Here is an 18,202-nt window from a genome sequence, read left to right as displayed (position 1 = left end):
TATTAACGTCGACGATGTTTTGGCATGGTTTGCTGCAAACGCAGTAGTAATTCGGCTTCGGCTTTCGGTAAATCGCATTCATTCATTAGTTCATGAACATCAGCACCGAGCTCGACCATTTTGCTGGCACGGCTATACAAGCGGCCTTCCGGATCATTCATCATAATTTCCGTCTGACGATCTTCCACCACTTCTAATTGATGCGACATATCAGCCAATTTATGGCTCATACCCATGGTGCCTGCACGCAGTTCATTAAACTCTTTCGTTAAACGCTCATTTTGTAAACGAGCGTTTTTCAATACTGTTTCAATCGCTGTAAATTTCGTTTCTAAACTGCGTCGTGCTTTTCGCTCTCGGAGCAATAACACGGTAAAAATCACCACGGCTAAAACGGAAATAACCGTCGGTAACCACTGCAATACAATTGTATTCATTACAAGTACGCCATCTCATCCCACTCTTCGTCAGATAGCAGCTTGTTAAGATCAACCAGAATCAGCAATTGTCCTTCACGGTTACTTACACCCTGAATAAACTTCGCACTCTCTTCTGTACCGACACTTGGCGTGCTATCAATTTCTGAGCTACGTAGATACACGACTTCAGCAACACTATCAACAAGAATACCAATAACTTGCTTCTCTGCTTCAATAATCACAATTCTTGTATTGTCAGAAATTTCACCCGGCATTAAACCAAAGCGTGAACGAGTATCGATAACAGTAACCACGTTGCCACGTAAATTAATGATACCAAGCACATAATCTGGCGCGCCTGGTACTGGTGCGATTTCTGAATAGCGTAAAACCTCACGAACTTGCATTACATTAATGCCGTAAGTTTCATCTTCTAGCTGAAATGTCACCCATTGCAGAACCTGATCATTCGCTCCGTCTTTTTGGATCTCAGCGATATTTACCTGTGACATGCTATTCCCTCTTAAGGTCCTGAATTACTCAATACTATTTACGTCTAATCCATTATTTAGCATTGCTATCAATGCATTCACATGAATTAGCGCACACATTTTATCTTTTACCATACCCGCAAGCCAAGGACGTTTACCTGCCTTTTCACGCCAGCGAATATCATCAACATCTAATACTTTGGTGCCATGTAACTTATCGCTTGCAAGCCCCCAATGGCTTTCACCTAGCATAACAATATAACGATAGTTTTCACGATGCTCATCATCGACCAACTTCTCAGGCATAACCCAGCGCGCCGTATCAACAACATCTAATTTTTGATCACGGCTTGATTGCAAACCAAGATACCAACTAGGACGCCCTAACAAACGGTTTAACTCAGCTAATTGATGTATCCCACCTAGCTCTGTTAATGCGACCGCAAACATCACGCCGTTAACTTCAAAGAACAAGGCTTGAAAGGCTTGCTCTGTACCATGATGTGTCCATTGCTCTGGTGGGATCAAACTAGCAGATGGTGCTAATTCAGTTTCCACTGTCGGGGTTTCAATTGGGGTCTCAACCACCACTTCTACTTGAGCGATTTCTGGTTCGTTAAGCTCTTTAATTGAAGTTAGTTCTTCAGCGACAATCTGGGGCTGTTCCTGCTTTATTTGTGGCTGATTTGCAATTGGCTCGACATTTTGTTGAATATCACCAATATCAATTTCATCCACTCGACTTAATAAGCGTTCGATATCTTGAAACTTTGTTGGTTCAACATACTCAGTTTCAAGCTGTATATTGGGTTGTACAGACTTCATTTTCGGCAAAATAGCAGGTGTTGTAACTTCAACCTGTTCAATATCGGGCTGATCAATGTGTAAAGCAGAGTCTTGTACTTCTGTGGACACAGCAGCGTCATTCGATTCTTCTAACAAATCAAAGAAATAATCATCTAATGCCTGATCACTCGATAGTGGCTTACTATGCATGATTTTCTAACCGTTCCACATACTTCAATAAAGTTTTATACGCAAAAACACCACGACAACTGCGCGCGTACAATGACGGCGGCATATGCTTAATGCTGGCATCACGAAACTTAGTATCGATCGGAATGGCTGATGCCCACACTTGCTCTGGAAAGCGATGTTTTAACTCTTTCAATGTCTGTAATGACGCACGCGTCCGTTTGTCGTACATCGTTGGCACTATGGTGACATTAAAGCCCGACGGTTTTGAACGCTGCATGATCTGCAAAGTTCGCATCATTCGCTCTAATCCTTTCATCGCCAGAAATTCTGTCTGTACTGGAATTAAAATACGGTTACTTGCAGCTAATGCATTAACCATCATCACACCTAAAATTGGCGGACAATCAATAAGTACATAATCGTATTCATCTGCCAAACTGTGCAATGCTTTTTTCAGCACCAGCCCCATACCACTTCGATTACCCATAACACGATCAAGGGTGGCGAGTGACATATGAGCCGGAATAATGTCGATATTACTAAATTCTGTATTTAAGATCAGAGGCTTCACACTGGCTTTATTGACTTCTGGTAGTTGGAATAAATCAAATAAGCTATCGGGGACTTGCTCTGAGTCGAAATTTAAATACGTTGTTAAAGAAGCGTGTGGGTCGGTATCGACTAATAAGACACGCTTATTCTGCTCACTCAGCAAGCCTGCTAATGTAATGGTTGTTGTTGTTTTACCAACACCACCTTTTTGATTAGCAATACTCCAAACGATCAACCTTGAATCCTCACTGTAAACCTAGCTCAATTAAAATACATTCAGCGATGCGATCTAAAGGTAAGTCATGACTTGAAATCCCCGCTTTTGCAACAGCTTGCGGCATTCCGTATACAACACAACTTTCTTCATCTTGTGCCCAAATCGTTGAGCCACTATTTTTTAACATTCTTGCGCCATCACGACCATCAGCGCCCATACCAGTTAACACCATGGATAGCACTTTATCTTGGTAAACCTTAGCTGCAGAGCCAAACGTTACATCAACGCAAGGCTTATAATTCATACGCTCACCACTATCGATGATACGTAAACGTGCAGCACCTGGTCGACCATCAAGCATCATTTGCTTACCACCTGGGGCTAGATATGCAGTACCCGGTTTTAGTACATCGCCATTTTCTGCTTCTTTCACACGGATCTTACAAAGGTGATCTAAACGCGCAGCAAATGCCGCAGTAAACGTCGCTGGCATGTGTTGAATTAGCACAATAGGATATGGGAAGTTTGCTGGTAATTTAGTTAAAATTTTCTGCAGCGCAACAGGCCCTCCCGTTGAAGTACCAATTGCAACTATCTGATATTTCTTCCCTGATGCTTTAAAGCGTAATGCTGGTTTTATTGCAGATGAACGAGCTGTAGGTGTTGTTCTGTTCGATGCAAGCGACGACGTTGGCTCTGTATTTAAACGAGAAGTCAAAGAAGAAGGTTTAGAGACACTACTCGTTAACGATGAACTTGCTGGCGTTGAAGGTCGAGTAACCGCACTTCTTCGCATAAAAATACGCTTACGTGCTAATTCTGCGACACGTTTTTGTAATAGCTCTACCGCTTCATCACGATTGCGAGCAATGTCTTCAAATTTCTTAGGTAAGAAATCAAGCGCGCCCGCATCAAGCGCATCTAACGTTGCTTTTGCACCATCATGCGTCAGTGATGAAAACATTAAAATCGGAGTTGGCGAAACTTTCATGATCTCACGGACTGCCGTTATACCATCCATTACAGGCATTTCAATATCCATGGTGATCACGTCAGGTTGTAGCTTTTGGGCTAATTCAACCGCTTCTTTGCCATTTACTGCATTACCAACGACTTCTAATCGACTGTCAGCATTAATGATTTCACTCACACGTCGACGGAAAAAACTTGAGTCATCAACTACTAATACTTTAACTGCCATGTCACTTCATCCCGTTGAAACTCTTAAAGGGGGTCATTGCCCCCTTTTTATTATTTAAATTAATGACCTGCGTAATGTTTTAACAGGCTTGGTACATCAAGGATCAAGGCGATATGACCATCACTGGTAATGGTTGCACCTGCCATACCCGGCGTACCTTGTAATAAGCTATCTAGCGGCTTGATCACCACTTCTTCTTGACCAATTAGTGTATCAACCACAAAGCCGATACGTTGATGACCTATTTGAACAATCACCACATGACCATGACCACGATCTTTCTTCGCACCAGCCGTTACGCCAGATAACCAATCCTGTAGATAGAATAACGGGATCGCTTTCTCACGTACGATAATCGTAAGCTGACCATCAACGGTGTTGGTTTTATTTAGATCAAGGTGGAAGATCTCATTCACGCTAGCCAATGGTAGAGCAAATGGTTGCTCACCTACGCCTACCATTAGAGTCGGTAATATTGCTAACGTCAGCGGTACTTTAATATCAATTCTTGTACCTTTACCGAGTACAGAATCAATATGAATTGAACCATTTAACTGGTTAATACCGGTTTTCACGACGTCCATACCAACACCACGACCAGAAATATCAGAGATTTCTTTTTTGGTCGAGAAACCTGGTGCAAAAATGAGATTATAGGCCTCACTATCCGTTAAACGAGATGCTGAATCAGCATCCATCACACCACGCTCTACAGCGATATTACGTAACTTTTCAGCATCCATACCGCCACCATCATCTTCAATGGTCAGCAAGATGTGATCACCTTCTTGAGAAGCAGAAAGTAAAACCGTACCGGTACGAGGCTTACCCTTCTGTTCACGCACATCTGGCATTTCAATGCCGTGATCAACCGAGTTACGCACTAAGTGAACCAATGGATCGGCTAACGCCTCCACTAAGTTCTTATCTAAGTCAGTCTCTTCACCACGCATTTCAAGGACGATGTCTTTATTTAAACTACGCGCTAAATCACGTACAACGCGAGGGAAACGACCAAAGACTTTCTTAATTGGCTGCATGCGGGTTTTCATTACCGCACCTTGCAGATCAGCGGTAACGACATCAAGGTTAGAGACTGCCTTCGACATTTCTTCATCGTTGGTATTTAAACCAAGGCTAACTAAACGGTTACGCACTAATACCAATTCACCCACCATATTCATGATGGTATCTAAGGTAGAAGTATCGACACGCACTGTCGCTTCGGCTTGCGGCTTGGCTTTTTCTTTTACCGCAATCGGTTTAGCTGCTATTTCTGCTGGCGGTTGATGCGCCGCCGATGCTGAGGTTGGTGTAGTTACTGGCTGTTGAGTAGGCTCTGCTCTCACAACAGGTTCAGGTTTTGGTGTTTCAACCTCAGTTAAGCTATTTGCTGCAGATTGTGCCGCTAACGCTTGCTCTTCAGGCGATGGGCCTTTACCCACCCCGTGAAGCTCATCCAACAAACGTTCAAATTCATCATCGGTCATGAGATCATCACTATCCCCAGCACCAGTATCATCAGGTACAGAGGATGTTGATGTATTATCAGAAGCACTAGGTGCCGCTGATGACGTTGCAGATGCTGACGCATACTGACTATTACCCGGCCCTTTACCTGAACCGTGTAATTCATCTAATAAACGTTCAAATTCATCGTCGGTAATGTCACCGCTATCAAATTCAATTTGTGCAGTGACATTAGCTTGTGCTGTTGATTCAGGAGAAACACCGGATGATGGACCTTGACCTGAGCCATGTAATTCATCCAGTAATCGATCGAACTCATCTTGCGTCATATCATCAACGCTATCACCTGCTGTTACGCTGTCTTCAGTCGCTGATACAACAGGTTCAGGCTCAACATTGTTGATAATAGGCTGCTCTTGAACTTCTTCAGAGAACGTCGGCTCGCTGGCTATAGGCGCTACAGATTCGCCAGCTGTAGGTGGCTGGCTATAGAAATGAAGCGCATCAAGTAAGCGTTGCTCAGCACGATCAAGCGGTTCATGGGCTTTCACCTGTTCGAACATCACGTTAATACAGTCTAACGCTTCTAAAATAACGTCCATCAAATCGGAAGTGACGCTACGTTTTCCAGTACGAAGCAAGTCAAACACGTTCTCCGCACCGTGACAGGCATCCACTAACTCAGTGAGTGAAAGAAAACCAGCACCGCCTTTTACCGTATGGAAGCCACGGAAAATCGCATTTAGTAACTCGGAATCATCAGGGCTTCGTTCAAGCTCTACTAATTGTTCTGAAAGCAACTCAAGAATTTCACCTGCTTCAATCAAAAAGTCCTGCAGGATATCTTCGTCTAAATCAAAGCTCATAAATTTCCCCTAAAATCCAAGACTCGAAAGTAAATCATCAACGTCATCTTGTGATTCAACCACATCATTACGCTGCTCTGGATTGATAATTGGCCCCTCAGGCTTTAAGGCTGCTGCTTTATCATCAACCACAGTTTTCGAGTCTTGCTCCATGCCAAACGCTTTAAGAATTTCAACTAACCGATCTTCAACTTCGTGTACTAATTCAATCACGCGTCGAATAATTTGTCCGGTAAGATCTTGATAGTCCTGAGCCATCAGAATATCGGTAAGGTGATTGCGCAACGTGCTGCTATCACCTTCCACTTGAACAAGCAGTAAATCAATATCGTGGCATAACGCTTTAAACTCACTTAGGCCGATCTTACCAGCCATTAAGCGTTGCCACTGCGGATGCACTTGCAATAAGGTGTTATGCAATTGATCAGCAATGGGTAAAGTACTTTCAACTGCATCCATGGTTTTATTGGCTGCTTCTTCCGTTTTATCAATCACATAAAGCAATCGATCACGAGCATCAGGAATATCATTTCGTGCTAAGTCATTGATCCTAGGATCAAGACGAAAATTAATCAAAGAATCATGTAACTGACGAGTGATTTTCCCCACCTCAGCAAACATTGGTTCGTGGCTTTCTGCAACTAATGTTTGTACAAGCGAATTTGCTTCAGCTTGTTGTCCATTTTCTAGCAAGCTGACAAGCTCTTTTGCCTGTTCCAGTGAAATCATGCTTCGTTATAATCCTTATTTGCAGCTGATGGTTACTGTAAGCGCTCGAAAATTTTATCCAATTTTTCTTTTAACGTTGCAGCAGTAAATGGCTTAACAATGTAACCATTAACACCTGCTTGTGCAGCTTCAATGATCTGCTCACGCTTAGCTTCTGCTGTGATCATAAGTACAGGAAGGTGTTTTAGTTGATCATCAGAACGAATGTGACGAAGAAGATCGATACCTTGCATACCCGGCATATTCCAATCTGTTACAACAAAATCAAAATCGCCTTTCTTAAGCATTGGCAATGCCGTTAATCCATCATCCGCTTCTAACGTGTTGTTAAAACCTAAATCACGAAGCAGATTTTTAACAATACGGCGCATTGTTGAGAAGTCATCAACAATGAGGATTTTCATATTTTTATTCAAGTTTGCCTCCACTGAGAGCCAGCGTTCTTCTAGTTCTATAAATAATTAATCTTAAGCAGTCCATGCTGTTAATTTGGCACGTAATCGTTGCATGGCTTGGCTGTGTATCTGACAAATTCGTGATTCACTGACACCAATTACTGCGCCAATTTCTTTTAAATTCAGCTCTTCGTCGTAATAAAGTGAGAGCACCAAAGCTTCACGCTCAGGTAGCGTTTTGATAGCTTCTGCTAACGATGCACGAAAGCTATCATCAGCAACATCTTGAAAAGGTGCATTTTCTTCAATACTTTCTTCATTCGCTACTGAATCTTCAGCTACACCAAGATCGCTAATACCCACTAATCGTCCACAATTAACATCATTTAATGCTTGATGGTACTGTTCTAACGGCATATCGAGATATTGCGCAATTTCTTGGTCGTTTGGATCTCGTCCTAATTCATTTTCAAGGTGAGAAATAGCTTCACTTATCTTTCGGCTATTTTTGTATACCGAGCGAGGAACCCAGTCACCACGACGAATATCATCCAACATCGCACCACGAATACGAATACCAGCGAAAGTTTCAAAACTTGCGCCTTTGGTTGGATCATAATTTTGCTGGGCTTCAAGCAAGCCAATCATGCCAGCTTGAATTAAATCTTCTACCAACACACTAGGTGGTAAGCGCACCATTAAATGATGCGCAATACGTTTAACTAATGATGAGTAACGTTCGATAAATGCTTGTGGGCTTTGCTGATATTGGGCATAAGCCATCGCTTTATTCACTATATGGCACCTCCATGGCTTGTGGACGTTTTACAAGTAAACGCTCAACAAAGAACTCCAAATGTCCACCTGGGTTGTGTGGAATTGATCATGTCATTGCTTTAGTTGATAGTGAATTTAACGCCAATGCCGCAGGGCTTCGTGGGAAAGCTTCAACCACAATTTTCTGACGTTTCACTGCTTGGCGCACGCTATCATCAAGGGGAATACAAGCAACTAATTCAAGATTTGCATCTAAGAAACGTTCAGTAACTCGCGTCAGCTTAGTAAACAGTTCACGCCCTTCACGGTAACTGCGCACCATGTTTGCCACAATTTTAAAACGCTGAACATCGTATTCACGGCTTAAAATTTTGATCAGCGCGTAAGCGTCAGTGATCGAAGTCGGTTCATCACAAACAACCACTAATACATCTTGCGCTGCGCGAGCAAAGCTCAGCACCATATCTGAAATACCAGCAGCAGTATCAACCAATAAGAAATCCAGATCGTCTTGCAAGTTACCAAAAGCACGAATTAACCCTGCGTGCTGTGCAGGCGTTAACTCAGCCATGTTTTGGGTACCTGATGCGGCAGGAATAATTTTTAAGCCGTATGGACCTTCGATAATGATATCTTCAAGCTCACATATACCAGCAAGAACGTGAGATAAGTTACGTCCAGCACGTAAACCTAGCATCACATCAACATTCGCAAGACCTAAATCGGCATCGAGCACCATGACACGCTTACCTTGACGCGCCATCGACATTGCCATATTCAGTGTCACATTGGTTTTACCTACTCCGCCTTTACCGCCAGTGACTGTGATCACTTTTGTTGATGTTAGCTGAGTCATTCGACGTAAACCGCTTGCTTGATCGTACATTCTGCTCTCAATCATAATAATCTGCCGCCTTATTATCTGAACTATCACTAGACCAGAAATGTGATTGCTGGCTTATCTCTAACTCCAATAATTCGTTTGCTCGTGAAACTAAGTAATTCCCCGACGCAATCTTTATATCTTCTGGGACACGCTGACCATCAGCTAAATAAGCGATCGGTAATGCGTTTTGCACTGCGACACAAATGATTTCACCTAAACTGAGTGATTCATCTAGCTTGGTCAGTACACAACCAGATAACGGAATACGACGGAAATGCTCAATGGTTTCCTGTAATACTCGACGCTGTGATGTTGCAGGCATCACTAGGTAGCTCCGAATATGTGCTCCGCTGTTTTTCATTAAAGTATCTAGCTGTTCAGATAGCCGGATATCACGTTGTCCCATCCCTGCTGTATCAAGCAATACAAGGCGACGATGGCGCAACTGATGAAGTATATCGGCAAGCTCTTCAGCATCTTTAGCAACTCTTACCGGACAGCCCATAATTCGACCATAAGTTGCTAACTGCTCATGAGCACCGATACGATAAGTATCTGTCGTTACCAAGGCGATTTGCTCTGGGCCATACTCCATTGCGGCACGTGCGGCTAATTTTGCAATAGTGGTGGTTTTACCAACCCCTGTCGGGCCAAGTAGGGCAACAACGCCACCACTTTCTAAAATACAATCATCGGTTGTGATGATTTGATCTGATAATAAATCGAGTAATGCTTGCCATGCTTCGTTAGGCTGAATATCTTCAGGGATGTAGCAAGCCAATTGATCGGCTAATTGTTCTGATAAGCCCATTTTCTCAAGGCGCTTGATCATCATGGCGCGCATTGGCTCACGACGTTCGACTTCTTGCCACATCAAGCCTGATAGTTGATGTTCAAGTAAACGACGTATCGAGATCATTTCAGATCGCACTTGATCTAGCTCATCTTGACTTGGCTGAGCTTTCGATTCGTAACGTGTTGGATCTAAGCGAGGCTTATGTGATGCTTTATCGCGTCCATTTACCCCATTGTCATGGTTATCAAATAAACCACGACCGACTGATAAATCTCGTTCATATTGCTTTGATGATGGGCGACGGTAATCTCCAATATCTAAGCTATGTTTATTTGTTTCTGGCTGATAACGCTTAAATGAGGAGCCATTCCCATTCATTGATGAGCGCTTATCACGCGGTTGGTTTTCGGGATAAAAGGTATCAGCGTAACGTGAATAGCCACTTGCTTTTTGGGGCTGCAGCATATCGCGTTGGTAATGACGCGACATGTTTTCCTCTTCTTCACGATAGCCGTGAGATTCACCATACAAACTATGGCTATCACCTTGCTCACGCAGTTTAGACTGGCGATCAAGCAATGCACTTAATGAGTCAACTTCGCTTGGTTGGTCTTTTTGCTCTTGTGATGAGGCATAGTTTTGCAGCACGCTAGCAAACTTTTGCGCTGTTGATTGATTCAACTGCACCTTATCATCTGCCAGTTTTCGTCTTGCTTGACTTAAACCTTGTGACGCTTCTTCACGAGAGCGGTGATGAGTACTCGATGGTTGTGGGGTTGTATCTACATCAACAGCAGCAACAATCTCAACACCACCCGAGACTTTCTTATTCGACATAATGACAGCATCAGGCCCAAGCTCTTCTTTGACTTCGCTAAGTGCCGTCCTCATGTCCTTGGCAAAAAATCGTTTAATCTTCAAAATATCGTCCTATGTCAGAAAGTGCTTAGGCCGCATCAACAACCACTAACATCAATTACCCACTGCATTCACAATGCGAATTTGTTTTTCATCAGGGACTTCCTGATACGACAAAACCCGTAGGCTTGGAATTGTATTTTTAACAAATTTAGCTAATGTCGAACGCAATACACCTGAAGTAAGTAATACGGCAGGCTCACCTTTCAATTCTTGTTGCTGTGTGGCTTCAGTTAATGAACGCTGCAAACGCTCAGCGAGGCCAGGTTCAATACCTGAAGATTCACCACCAGCAGATTGCATGGTTTGATGCAATATTTGTTCCAACTCAGGAACTAAAGTTATCACTGGTAACTCAACCTCTATACCATTGATTTCTTGGCAAATTAATCGTTTCAAACCTATACGTACTGCCGCTGTTAGAATGTCAGGATCTTGACTCTTGCTTGAATACTCCGACAAGGTTTGAACGATGGTTCGAATATCACGCAGTGGAATAGCTTCATTTAACAAATTCTGCATCACTTTCACGACCACACCCAATGGGAGTTGATCGGGTACAAAACCATCGACCAATTTCGGCGCACTTTGACCTAACATTTCTAATAGGTTTTGTACTTCTTCATGGCCTAATAGTTGTGATGCGTTATTCGTTAATAACTGGCTTAAGTGAGTCGCTAGTACAGTGGCAGAATCAACAACGGTATAGCCTAAGGCCTGCGCATGTTCACGCTGTGAGTCTTGTACCCAAACAGCTTCTAGTCCAAACGCTGGATCGGTAGTCATTTCACCATCAATGGAGCCAAACACTTGCCCCGGGTTAATGGCTAAATCCATTTTAGGGTGAATATTAGCCTCACCACAGGCAACCCCCATTAAACTAATACGGTAACTATTAGGTGGTAACTCCAAGTTATCTCGAATATGTACAGGAGGGATCAGGAAGCCAAAATCTTGCGATAATTTCTTACGTACCCCTTTCACACGCTCAAGAAGCTCACCACCTTGATCTTTATCGACCATGGAAATAAGGCGATAGCCCACTTCTAAGCCAATTGTATCGACAGGCTGAACATCGTCCCATGACAGCTCTTTTAACGGCTGAGTAGGTGCTAACTCAGTAGCTGCAGGCTCTTTCTCCACCAATGCAGCTTCTTTATCTTTCTTCACTCGCCAATACGCAGCAGCACCTATCATGGCTGCTAATAAAAGAAATGGAATATGAGGCATGCCCGGGACGATACCCATTACAAATAAAATAACCCCAGTAATAATAAGTGCTTGCGGGTTATTAAACATTTGGAAATACATCTGTTGGCCCATGTCCTCGTCAGTATTTTGACGAGTCACCATCATCGCAGCAGCAATAGAAAGTAGTAGCGATGGGATCTGTGCGACCAAGCCATCACCTATAGTTAACAGGCTATAGATTTCTATTGCAGAGCCAAAGGTTAAACCATGTTGGCTCATACCAATGATCAAACCACCAATGATGTTGATAAATAGGATCAAAATACCTGCAATGGCATCACCTTTAACGAACTTAGAAGCACCGTCCATTGAACCGTAGAAGTCCGCTTCTTTGGTCACTTCAAATCGACGAGTACGCGCTTGCTCTTGATCGATTAAACCTGCGTTTAAATCAGCATCAATTGCCATTTGCTTACCCGGTAAGGCATCAAGAGTAAAGCGAGCACTAACTTCTGAAATACGTCCCGCACCTTTGGTAACAACCATAAAGTTAATGATCATCAAAATCAGGAAGACCACTAAACCAACCGCATAGTTACCACCAATCACCACCGAGCCAAATGCATCAATTACCTGTCCAGCAGCATCTGGCCCTTCATGACCATGAAGTAAAACAACACGTGTTGAGGCCACGTTAAGTGCTAAACGTAACAATGTAGCGATAAGCAAAACAGTCGGGAATGCAGCAAAGTCCAACGGACGACGGGTATACACAGTTACCAACAGCACCACCAGAGAAAGGGCGATATTAAAGGTAAACGTCATATCCAATAACAATGGTGGCATTGGCAATACCACCATTGCCAAGGTTGCCAATACCATGACAGGTGCGCCAATGGATGGCATCGACTTTAAGTTGGCTAATGGCAGTTTGTCTGCAAAAGGAATTGAGAGCTTCATTCTGTCTAGTGATCTATTCTTCTATTATTGGTATTCGAGTTCGTTTTATTAACAGAGAAGATCATTAAATAATCCATTATTTAATAAAGACGAAGAACCATGAATGCATAATATAAGGTAAAGCAATAATCATGCCTTACAAATAAGTCATTTTTTTGACACAAAAAAAGTCTATCAAATATTTTCTGGCGATCTCTAAATATGACTTTAATTTGTGAGCTTGTGTCTAATCTCTAAATTAAACTCACTATCAACTTTACTAAATGAAATTATTCCATCATGGAATATTGAAATCTTTAATATGAACAAGCATTCAGTGAATAATTGCCTTCAGACTATTAACATAAATATTAATGACGAAGTTCTTCTGGAATGTCGGTTGCCGCTTTCGATAAGGTTGGTTTCTTGCCTTTACCCTTCCGGTACTCTTTTAATTGGAATACATACGCCAGTACTTGTGCTACCGCTACAAAGAGTCCATCAGGAATTTGTTGTTCTAATTCAGTTGTATAGTAAATAGCACGCGCAAGCGGTGCGGCTGGCACAATATCAATATTATGTTTATTCGCAACCTCTCGTATTTTAAGAGCAAGATGATCGCCCCCTTTGGCAATAACCACTGGCGCTGAATCTAATTTAGGATCATAGCGTAGCGCGACTGAAAAGTGTTCGGGGTTAGTAATAACTACGTCAGCCTGCGGAACATCAGCCATCATTCGACGCTGTGCCATTTCACGCTGCAACATTCGAATACGCCCTTTTACTTCAGGCTTACCTTCCGAATCTTTATATTCATCTTTAATTTCTTGCTTAGTCATTTTTAATTGTTGATTGAAATTCCATATCTGAAATGGCACATCAATCGCTACCACAATCAATAATGAACAACAAATAAGCAATACGAAATTTAATAAGATATCGAGTGCATGAAAATAATTAGCAGGAAAGACCTCTATGCTTAATTGGAAAAAGTCTTCTAAGCTTGAATAGATTAAATAACAAGCAACACTACCTACTAGGCCGACTTTTAATATCGACTTAATAAGTTCAACCCAACTTTGCATCCCAAACATACGTTTTATGCCGCTAATAGGATTCATTTTGGAAAACTTCGGCATTGCTGCTTGCGTAGAGAATCGAACGCCACCAACGCCCGCAGCACCGATAAAAGCGGCAAAGAATAAGAAAATGAGCACTAACGCTAACGGCAATAGGATATGAACAATCGCATCAAAAATAATGACGAATAACCGATCAAGATCGAAAATATCTTCACGGGTTAAGCTAAACATAGCTATCATGATCTGACCGAGTGCTTTACTTAGCCCATCACCAAACCACATTAAACCTACAGCGCCAGACACCAATACCGCAACGGAAGCTAATTCTCTTGAGCGTGGAACTTGGCCTTTTTCTCTTGCCTGCTCAAGCCGTCTGGGCGTGGCGTCTTCGGTACGTTCTTGACCATCTGAATCAGACATTCTGATCTACTCCCAGTCGTTAACAATCAATGCGGATCAAGCTACATACCTGACCGAACCCAACCTGCCACAACGCTTCATACTGCGGCACAATACCCAATACAATAAACCAGCTAATGGCTAAGCCTAATAGCAAAGCAAAAGAGAAACCTAGCGAGAAAATATTTAACTGAGGCGCGGCTCGGGTCATGACACCAAAAGATAAATTTACAGTTAGCAGCGCAATGATCCCTGCTAATGCCATGTTCAGCCCTGCTTTAAACATGTGACCAAACCAACCTGCCAACTCATAATAATCTTGTTGACCCAACATCGCGGTTCCAACGGGCAGAGTTTTAAAGCTCAGCACCACTGCATTTAACATTTCTAAATGTCCATCGGTTGCCAGAAACAACAAGATGGCAAGAAACATGTAGAACTGACCCAATACTGGGGTGTTTTGTCCGTTAGCAGGATCGACCATAGAAGCAAAACCTAAGCTCGATTGCATACCCAATATTTGCCCCAGTAACACAAAAGTTTGGGTGACAAATTGGGTCACTAGCCCCATCGCTACACCAATAATGATTTGTTGCCCTGTGATGATAAAACCTGCCAGCGATAGCAACTCAATATCTTGTGGAACCTTGGGTAAAAACGGCATAACAGCAAAAGTAATGGCTAAAGCTAAATACAGCCTAATTTTGGGTGACACAAAACGTGCCCCAAAAAAAGTCATCGCCATCATCATTGATGATATGCGAGTAAAGGGCCAAAAATAATTTGCTAACCAATCAAGCAAAATGGCGGAAGTGTAATGCATAATCGACTGCCGTATCCCTTGCTAGTAAAGCAATTGTGGGATCTGATCTATGATGCGATAGAAATAATCCATCAGCATTTGCGTCATCATGTGACCAAACAGCATTAATGCTAACAGCGTCACCACTAAACGAGGCAAGAAACTTAGGGTTTGTTCATTTATCGATGTTGCCGCCTGAAACACAGCGACAACTAAACCAATTAACAAACCTGGAATAACAATGGCACAAACCATAATCAGCACCATGTATAGGGCTTCTTGAAATATCTCAACAAAAGCTTCTGGCGTCATAAAAACATCCTCTTAATTCGGCGTCTGATACCTTAGGTACCAAAGCTTCCTGCCAGTGTTGATAAAATCAAATTCCAACCATCGACCAAAACAAACAGCATCAGTTTAAAAGGTAACGATACAATCATAGGTGATAGCATCATCATACCCATCGCCATTAAGATGGAAGCCACCACTAAGTCAATGATCAAAAAAGGTAAAAACAGCATAAAACCAATTTGGAATGCGGTTTTTAACTCAGAGGTAATAAAAGCGGGGATCAAAACGGTTAATGGGACATTTTGCGGATCGTCAGCGGTTGAACCTGACATATTCACAAAAGTTTCTAAGTCTTTGACTCTGGTTTGTTTCAACATAAATTGACGCATCGGATCTTCGGCTTTTTCCAATGCTTGTTTTGCCGTTATTTGTTCATTGATATAGGGCTGGACAGCTTCTGTATTGATCTTATCAATGACAGGAGACATCACAAAAAAGGTAAGGAACAAGGCAATACCGATGATCACTTGGTTAGATGGCGTTTGCTGTAAACCCATCGCCTGACGCAGAATCGACATCACGACCACAATGCGGGTAAATGAGGTCATCAAGATCACCATCGCAGGCAAAAAGCCTAGCGCAGTCATCAAGGCTAAGATTTGCAGTGTTACCGAATAGTCTTCACTACCATCAGGGTTAACCGTGACAGACAAAGCAGGAATACCACCGCCACCACGATTTGCTTGTAGATGCCCTGCGGTTGTTTCAGCACTCATTGCTGCAGCCGTTGTGCTATTAGCAGCACTGGCCTCAACCGCATGCGCTATATTAAGCGACAGACAGAAAAACAGCACTACAGCAATAAAAGCCGTCCAAATGACGGCTAGTGTTCTATTTTTTAACATTATTTTTCATTAACTTGCTAAGCTGAGATGCAAAATCCCCACTTGGCGATTCGTCCATGGTTAAAGGCTTATCCAATTTACTCAGTAAAGAAATGTTATGTTGGGTGATCCCCACTAACATTTGCTCTTCACCCACTTGTAGCAAAACCACTCTTTCTCGTTGACCGACAGCTAACTGCTTTACCACTTTTAGCCCTGAGTCATTGCCGCTAATTCCGGCTACTCGCATACGCTTTAGTAGCCAAGCAAGAAACACGATGATCACAAGTACCAGCAATAACGAAGCAAGCGTAGTGGCGATATTTAGTTCAGGCGCACGACCTAACTGAGGTGCTGTTTTTTCTGCAACTTCCGTTTGCGCCCAACTAGCTCCCCCCCCAAATAATAAGGATAAAGCCAGTAATGCCTGCGCTATTTTCCCTTTCATAACTTGCCTTAACGCAGCTTTTTAATACGCTCAGTTTGGCTGATCACATCAGTCAAACGGATACCAAACTTATCGTTGACCACAACGACTTCACCGTGCGCAATCAAGGTTCCATTGACCATCACATCCAATGATTCACCAGCAATACGATCAAGCTCAACCACTGAACCTTGGTTTAATTGCAACAAGTTACGAATACTGATCTGAGTACGCCCAACTTCCATTGAAATCGTGACAGGAATATCCATAATGGTATCAAGTTTACGACGCTCATCATCAGTGATCGGTGTACTGTCGTCGGTTAGCTCTTCTAAAGGTGCTGGCTGCACATCGTTAGCTTGCTCAGCTAATGCCGCTGCCCAATCATCTGCCATTTGTTGATCATTATTATCTGACATTGTTCCGTCCTTTATCTTATTCGTTACTATCGCTATTGATATTAAGTAATGCCGTGCCTAGCTCATCACGATCTAAAAAAGCCAAATCTGTTTTCACCATATCTGGACGTTTCAATTTCTCACTGATTTTTAAAGCAACATTGTCACCTGAACGTCCCATTTTGGCGTGGTAGGTTGGCAAGTCTTCGATAAAAATCGTTGCCTGCTCAGGCATATCAATTGGGATCACGTCTCCGACTTGTAATTCCATCAAATCACGAAGCGATAAATCGACATCAAGCAGTTTGGCTCGAAGATTAACGGGCACATCCATGATTTCATCACGCAGCGCCTTACTCCAACGGACATCAGTATCCATTTTGTCACTTTGCACACTCGCATCGAGCAATTCACGGATTGGCTCAACCATGGAATACGGCATCACAACGTGAAAATCACCACCACCACCATCCACTTCGATATGAAATGAACTCACTACAATCACTTCAGTTGGGCTGACAATGTTTGCCATCGTCGGGTTGACTTCTGAGTCTAAATATTCAAACTCAACGCCCATCACAGGCGACCAAGCCTCACGATAATCTTCAAACACCAATTTCAATAGCATTTGAACGATACGACGCTCTGTTGGGGTAAATTCACGACCTTCAATTTTGGCGTGGAAACGTCCATCACCACCAAAAAAGTTTTCTACTAAGATGAATACCAAACGTGCTTCCATAGTGATCAAAGCCGTCCCTTTTAGCGGACGAAAACGCACCATGTTCAAACTAGTAGGGACGTACAGCGTGTTTTGATATTCACCAAATTTAATCATCTGCACGCCGTTAATAGAGACTTCAGCCGTTTTGCGCAGCATGTTAAATAAGCTGATCCGCATATGGCGAGCAAAACGCTCGTTGATCAACTCAAGCGTTGGCATACGACCGCGGACAATACGGTCTTGGGAAGAGAAATCAAACGTCGCAACATCACTACTCGCTTCATCGTCATGAAGATCATCTTCTGGTTCATCTACACCATGAAGTAGCGCATCAATTTCATCTTGGGTTAATAAATCGCTCACTATAAAC

18 protein-coding genes and 1 pseudogene are annotated in these 18,202 nt (G+C 42.7%); all 19 read right to left on the bottom strand.

The window, feature by feature from the left end:
- Positions 1-2 precede the first annotated feature (2 nt).
- Positions 3-437 (bottom strand): DUF2802 domain-containing protein, encoded by a 435-nt coding sequence (locus tag Q7674_RS11455; RefSeq protein WP_008986470.1) that lies wholly within the window; start codon positions 435-437, stop codon positions 3-5.
- Positions 437-931, bottom strand: coding sequence for a chemotaxis protein CheW (locus Q7674_RS11450; RefSeq protein ID WP_008986469.1), 495 nt, complete (start codon positions 929-931; stop codon positions 437-439). The genes Q7674_RS11455 and Q7674_RS11450 overlap by 1 nt, the downstream gene beginning before the upstream one ends.
- A 24-nt stretch (positions 932-955) precedes the next feature.
- Entirely contained in the window at positions 956-1,906 is a 951-nt protein-coding gene (locus Q7674_RS11445; RefSeq protein ID WP_045063839.1) for a chemotaxis protein CheW, read from the bottom strand.
- Entirely contained in the window at positions 1,899-2,675 is a 777-nt protein-coding gene (locus Q7674_RS11440) for a ParA family protein (RefSeq protein WP_045063840.1), read from the bottom strand. The genes Q7674_RS11445 and Q7674_RS11440 overlap by 8 nt, the downstream gene beginning before the upstream one ends.
- Positions 2,676-2,685: 10 nt before the next feature.
- The gene (locus Q7674_RS11435) at positions 2,686-3,858 is read right to left on the bottom strand and encodes a protein-glutamate methylesterase/protein-glutamine glutaminase (RefSeq protein ID WP_045063841.1); all 1,173 of its coding nucleotides are present in this window, start codon (positions 3,856-3,858) and stop codon (positions 2,686-2,688) included.
- Between the two features lie 59 nt (positions 3,859-3,917).
- Positions 3,918-6,194 (bottom strand): chemotaxis protein CheA, encoded by a 2,277-nt coding sequence (locus tag Q7674_RS11430; RefSeq protein WP_305423786.1) that lies wholly within the window; start codon positions 6,192-6,194, stop codon positions 3,918-3,920.
- A 9-nt stretch (positions 6,195-6,203) separates the two neighbouring features.
- Positions 6,204-6,923 (bottom strand): protein phosphatase CheZ, encoded by a 720-nt coding sequence (locus Q7674_RS11425; RefSeq protein ID WP_008986464.1) that lies wholly within the window; start codon positions 6,921-6,923, stop codon positions 6,204-6,206.
- Positions 6,924-6,955: 32 nt separating this feature from the next.
- Entirely contained in the window at positions 6,956-7,327 is a 372-nt protein-coding gene (cheY, locus tag Q7674_RS11420; protein ID WP_005370326.1) for a chemotaxis response regulator CheY, read from the bottom strand.
- 63 nt (positions 7,328-7,390) lie between these two features.
- Positions 7,391-8,113: an RNA polymerase sigma factor FliA gene (locus Q7674_RS11415; protein ID WP_045063843.1), complete on the bottom strand. Its 723-nt coding sequence runs from the start codon at positions 8,111-8,113 to the stop codon at positions 7,391-7,393.
- A pseudogene (locus Q7674_RS11410) lies at positions 8,106-8,996 on the bottom strand (MinD/ParA family protein). Before Q7674_RS11410 ends, Q7674_RS11415 begins: the two are co-directional and overlap by 8 nt.
- Entirely contained in the window at positions 8,989-10,698 is a 1,710-nt protein-coding gene (gene flhF / locus Q7674_RS11405) for a flagellar biosynthesis GTPase FlhF (protein WP_305423784.1), read from the bottom strand. The pseudogene Q7674_RS11410 and the gene flhF overlap by 8 nt, the downstream one beginning before the upstream one ends.
- Before the next feature lie 51 nt (positions 10,699-10,749).
- Positions 10,750-12,846 carry a flagellar biosynthesis protein FlhA gene (flhA, locus tag Q7674_RS11400; RefSeq protein WP_042116779.1) on the bottom strand — a complete coding sequence of 699 codons (2,097 nt, stop codon included), beginning with the start codon at positions 12,844-12,846 and terminating at the stop codon, positions 10,750-10,752.
- A gap of 350 nt (positions 12,847-13,196) precedes the next feature.
- Positions 13,197-14,327: a flagellar biosynthesis protein FlhB gene (gene flhB / locus Q7674_RS11395; RefSeq protein ID WP_045063846.1), complete on the bottom strand. Its 1,131-nt coding sequence runs from the start codon at positions 14,325-14,327 to the stop codon at positions 13,197-13,199.
- A 19-nt stretch (positions 14,328-14,346) separates the two neighbouring features.
- On the bottom strand, positions 14,347-15,129 hold the full coding sequence (fliR, locus tag Q7674_RS11390) for a flagellar biosynthetic protein FliR (RefSeq protein WP_008986458.1): 783 nt from the start codon (positions 15,127-15,129) through the stop codon (positions 14,347-14,349).
- A gap of 21 nt (positions 15,130-15,150) precedes the next feature.
- Positions 15,151-15,420, bottom strand: coding sequence for a flagellar biosynthesis protein FliQ (gene fliQ / locus Q7674_RS11385; RefSeq protein ID WP_023933127.1), 270 nt, complete (start codon positions 15,418-15,420; stop codon positions 15,151-15,153).
- Positions 15,421-15,452: 32 nt separating this feature from the next.
- Positions 15,453-16,304, bottom strand: a complete 852-nt coding sequence (gene fliP, locus Q7674_RS11380) for a flagellar type III secretion system pore protein FliP (RefSeq protein ID WP_045063848.1) — start codon at positions 16,302-16,304, stop codon at positions 15,453-15,455.
- Positions 16,291-16,731 (bottom strand): flagellar biosynthetic protein FliO, encoded by a 441-nt coding sequence (fliO, locus tag Q7674_RS11375; protein WP_107229654.1) that lies wholly within the window; start codon positions 16,729-16,731, stop codon positions 16,291-16,293. The genes fliP and fliO overlap by 14 nt, the downstream gene beginning before the upstream one ends.
- Positions 16,732-16,739: 8 nt before the next feature.
- Entirely contained in the window at positions 16,740-17,129 is a 390-nt protein-coding gene (gene fliN / locus Q7674_RS11370; RefSeq protein ID WP_045063851.1) for a flagellar motor switch protein FliN, read from the bottom strand.
- A gap of 16 nt (positions 17,130-17,145) precedes the next feature.
- The gene (fliM, locus tag Q7674_RS11365) at positions 17,146-18,195 is read right to left on the bottom strand and encodes a flagellar motor switch protein FliM (protein WP_305423781.1); all 1,050 of its coding nucleotides are present in this window, start codon (positions 18,193-18,195) and stop codon (positions 17,146-17,148) included.
- Between the last annotated feature and the right edge of the window lie 7 nt (positions 18,196-18,202).

Origin of the sequence: Photobacterium leiognathi (assembly GCF_030685535.1) — a bacterium.
Lineage (GTDB): Bacteria > Pseudomonadota > Gammaproteobacteria > Enterobacterales > Vibrionaceae > Photobacterium > Photobacterium leiognathi.
This window is presented reverse-complemented; position numbering and strand designations above follow the sequence as displayed.